4 protein-coding genes are annotated in these 4,049 nt (G+C 32.4%); all 4 read left to right on the top strand.

Going from position 1 to position 4,049, the window contains the following annotated elements; all coding sequences use genetic code 11:
- The first annotated feature begins 929 nt into the window (after positions 1-929).
- Positions 930-1,469, top strand: a complete 540-nt coding sequence (locus tag K8089_RS15820) for a TPM domain-containing protein (protein ID WP_237604267.1) — start codon at positions 930-932, stop codon at positions 1,467-1,469.
- A 163-nt stretch (positions 1,470-1,632) separates the two neighbouring features.
- Positions 1,633-2,079 carry a hypothetical protein gene (locus K8089_RS15825; RefSeq protein ID WP_237604268.1) on the top strand — a complete coding sequence of 149 codons (447 nt, stop codon included), beginning with the start codon at positions 1,633-1,635 and terminating at the stop codon, positions 2,077-2,079.
- Between the two features lie 156 nt (positions 2,080-2,235).
- Positions 2,236-2,664, top strand: coding sequence for a hypothetical protein (locus tag K8089_RS15830; RefSeq protein WP_237604269.1), 429 nt, complete (start codon positions 2,236-2,238; stop codon positions 2,662-2,664).
- Positions 2,665-2,834: 170 nt separating this feature from the next.
- Positions 2,835-3,944: a YaaC family protein gene (locus tag K8089_RS15835; RefSeq protein ID WP_237604270.1), complete on the top strand. Its 1,110-nt coding sequence runs from the start codon at positions 2,835-2,837 to the stop codon at positions 3,942-3,944.
- Positions 3,945-4,049 lie beyond the last annotated feature (105 nt).

Below are 4,049 nucleotides of genomic sequence, written 5' to 3' on the forward strand. Positions count from 1 at the left end.
TGAAAGAAAAACCATCCGAAAAGCTTTGGGATTTTTTTTAAAAAGATTGTGTTTTAAGCGGAATTGGAAAAAATTGTGCGGACAAAAATACGGAACGGAAAGAACTGGATCTGCGACATTTTTGGCATCGGAAAGATAAAATCAGCCAAAGCCGGTTTTAGTTTGCGATGAACAGTGAAAGAAAAAAAAACAGTGCGGAATAGAAGCGGAACAGAACGCAGAAAAACATTGGGCAACAAGGCATATAATTAATGGCTAGTTCGAGCTTGCTTCCGAAAATCCTATCGGATTTTCTGTTTGGTTTTTATTTGCTAAATTCCGTGCTTAATCGGGCCACTAATCATATGCAGAAACGTTGGCAATAATTTAAAAAAGATAAATATTGATTAAAAAATATAGAAATCAAAAAATAATTCGATTTACAATCACAATTATTTGGTTAATCGGAATTTACTATTTTGTGGATTCTGACATTATCCAAATAGGAATGTTAGTTTTTATTATCTTCATCGGAATTGGATACAGCCCGAAATTATTAACCAATATCAAAATGAACGAAGGATTTTACATCTTCGAGACTTATTCAATTATAACGCAAAAGGAAAAAATTAAGATTTCGGAATCACAACTAATTCAAATTCTCTATAATAACGACTCAATATATAATTCTTATAATCTGACTTTAAAATATAAAGGAACGAACGGCGTGGTCTATAAAAAACTATATCTAAATACAGAACCTTGGAGTGAACTGACTTCTGACTTAAGCCGAATAAAAAAAACTATTGCCAACAATGTATAACCACAATTACGGCGGATTCGACTGCGTCCGAATCCACGCGTAATTGCTACCGTCTGTGCTTATCCGAAAAACATTAAATTTAATCCCGTAACTGCGGTTATACTAAACGTTGCCAACAATACGAAAAATGAAAATCGGAACTAAAATATTAATCCTTCTCTTGACTTTGAATTTCCTTTCCTGCAAAGGAATTGCTCAAGAAACGGAAACTAAAAAACCAAAAACCGAAATTGACTTTTCGGAAACGGAAAAAAGTTCTATTCCAAAACCAATCGGAATTATAAATGATTACGGACAAATTTTTACGGAATCGCAACGAACTGAACTATCGAAAATTCTTTATGATTATGATATTGAGACGACAAGACAAATTGTGGTTGTTACAATTGACAGCATAAAACCTTATAATGACATCCAAAAATACGCAACGGATTTAGGACAAACTTGGGGAGTTGGAACTGCCGAAAAAAATAACGGATTGACAATAGTTGTTTGCAATCCTTGCAGACAAATCGGAATTGCCACTGGAACTGGAACCGAATTGATTTTGACTGACGAAATTTGTAAAAAAGTGATTGAAGAAAAAATAATACCTGAATTTAAAAACGGAGAATTTTATAGCGGAATTAAAAAAGGCGTGATAGAATTAATAGAAAAGTGGAAATAAGTACTGTTGGCAACAACGTGTATAGCTCATTGCGGCTGAATTCCTAATCGGAATTCATTGCAATTTGCTATCTTTCGGTTACGGCGGAAAATCATAGCTGATTTTCCGCAACGAGCCATACACAAAACCGTTGTAACCAATTTGAGAAACCGAACAAAAGAGAATGTTATTTGTAAAAAATCATAGCTTAGTAACTAACAAACCTATCAATATTGTGCGGAATGAATTAATATCTTCAACCGACAAAATAAATGTTACGGAATTGAGTGAAACTAAATTACACGGTTTAATGAAAAATAAATACGGAACCGGATATGATATATTATCTGATATCAATTTAAAATCTATTTCGTCTGATAAAACAACTGTTGAAATTAAAAATGAATTTGACTTATTTACAAATCTGTTTCTGATTGCATTGTTTATTGGACTTTGGGGAATTTCAATCTATAAATTAATAAATGGAGAAAATATTTTAAGTTTTGAACTGATTTTAATGCTGACCTTTCCAATTATTGGAGCGTTAATTACGAAATCATCTTTCGGAATTTATGACAAACGAATAATGAAAATTTACTCATCATTGCTGAATAATAAAGAACCGAATTAATAAAAAACTGGTTACAACACCGTATAAAAATAATTGCGGTTTAGTGCTTAATCAAAGGTCGTTGCGTGTTTGTAACGTCTGATTTTCCTTCGGAAAATCCTCGCATACAAACCCGCAACTATTCTTATACATAAACGTTGTGCGGCAGCTAAAAAAATGAACCGAATAGTAAAATATGGACTAATAACGATTTCAATTTTGATAATTGGATTGCTTGTCGCTTATGGAATTTTCTTAAACAACTTTGACTTGTTCGGAGAACCTGAAAAAGAAATCTTGCAAACAAACTGTGACTATGAAGGACTTAGACAAGCGACAATTTTCGAATATGGCGGAAATGCAGTGACCATACCTTCTATAATAGTTTCAATTGACTTAGGTTGCTCTGACAATCCAGACGACTCAAAAAAGAAAACAGTTTTCTCCGCTGAACACACAGGCAGAACGACTGTGGAAACAGAATGGACATCGTTTGACACATTAAAAATCATCTATTCGGACAGACTTGAACCCATAACACAACTTGACAAAGTAACTTTCTCGGATTCAACTTTGAATGTAATGATTGACTATGAAACGAAATAAAAAAAGCCGACCGCACAACAAAAGCTATACGTAATGCGGGTTTTGGTGCTAATTTGAAAGTGAATGAATATTAACAAACATATCGGTAGGCGGACAGTGAAGTGCTTTCTAATCCCGCACTACGCATAGCCAAAACGTTGTGCAACATTAAAAACCAACATCGAAAGTAAATGACACCAATTGAAAATGAATTAGGAGAACAAGTAAGGAAAGATTTTAAGGCTGTTAAGTATTTCCCTTTCCAAAACGAATCTGGTGCACCTTTCATTTTAACTTCAGACCCATTTAGTTATCTACAAGCTTGGTTAGATACTAAACTTTCGAAAATCAAACGAGACAGAGGAAAACAACGAGATTTGTTGACTAAAGCTAAGTATTTTGCTGAATTATCAGAAGGTTTCTATAATTCTTCTAAACAGGCTAAAATGCCATCAAAGGGAACTTTAATTTATTATACTTTTATAAATTTAGTAAAGTCATTTCTTTTAGTTAGAGGTTATAATTTAGAAACCAAAATGGAGCATCACGGATTGTCATTACCATCTGACCAAAAAACACAATTGAAACTAAGTAATGTTGGAAACGAAGGAATTTCGATATTTCACGAATTTGCTAAAACTATTGGAATTGAAATAAATAATGCTAACCGATTTATCAAACTTGACGAAATTCTTAGAGAATTACCAGAAGTTCACGAAATTGGATATGCACTTAACTTATTTCCAAATACAAAAAGAAAACATCTACCAATAGACTTAACTATAAGGACTAATAAAAAAAGAAATCGTATTTATTACACTTTAGCTTACGAAAAGAAGTTTGATAAAATTATGAAAACTGACAAGTTTCTAAAAAACATACTTAAAGAGAAACTTAAACCTATAGATTGTGAATCTGATACTGGAAAGAAGTATTTTCGTTCAAAGTTAGAGTTTAATTATACTTGCAATTCTGACAAAAGTCATAGAATGGCATACAAAAGAATATGCGAAGATATTTTACCATTAAGAATTAACCAGATGATAACAAGAAATGGCTACAGAAATTATCTGAATTTGGAACCAAGCCGTATGCATCGCTTATCTGCCACTTTAGCTTTTGGCTATTATATTGGTACTGTTGCTAGATATAGACCAACATTGAACAAGGACATTTTAAAAGGTAAATATCAAGCTTTGATACAAGAAGCAGTTAACTCTTGTCCAAACCAATTTATTTATCTTTTAGTTAGTCATATTACTAATCAAATTTGTGCTATACCAATGGCTAAAATTGAATAAATAACGTTGCACAACACCGTATCCTATGAAAAGCACTAGTCCAGTTCTTCAAATATAATATTTTATTTTTTAATCACTTCATAATGATTATGTTGTGGTGTTGAA

This window comes from Aequorivita vitellina, from assembly GCF_022008365.1.
Taxonomy (GTDB): Bacteria; Bacteroidota; Bacteroidia; order Flavobacteriales; family Flavobacteriaceae; genus Aequorivita; species Aequorivita vitellina.

Bases quoted from the DNA above. Each gene is read 5' to 3' on its own strand.
- K8089_RS15820 (WP_237604267.1), top strand. From the start codon at position 930: ATGAAAATCGGAACTAAAATATTAATCCTTCTCTTGACTTTGAATTTC.
- K8089_RS15825 (WP_237604268.1), top strand. From the start codon at position 1,633: ATGTTATTTGTAAAAAATCATAGCTTAGTAACTAACAAACCTATCAAT.
- K8089_RS15830 (WP_237604269.1), top strand. From the start codon at position 2,236: ATGAACCGAATAGTAAAATATGGACTAATAACGATTTCAATTTTGATA.
- K8089_RS15835 (WP_237604270.1), top strand. From the start codon at position 2,835: ATGACACCAATTGAAAATGAATTAGGAGAACAAGTAAGGAAAGATTTT.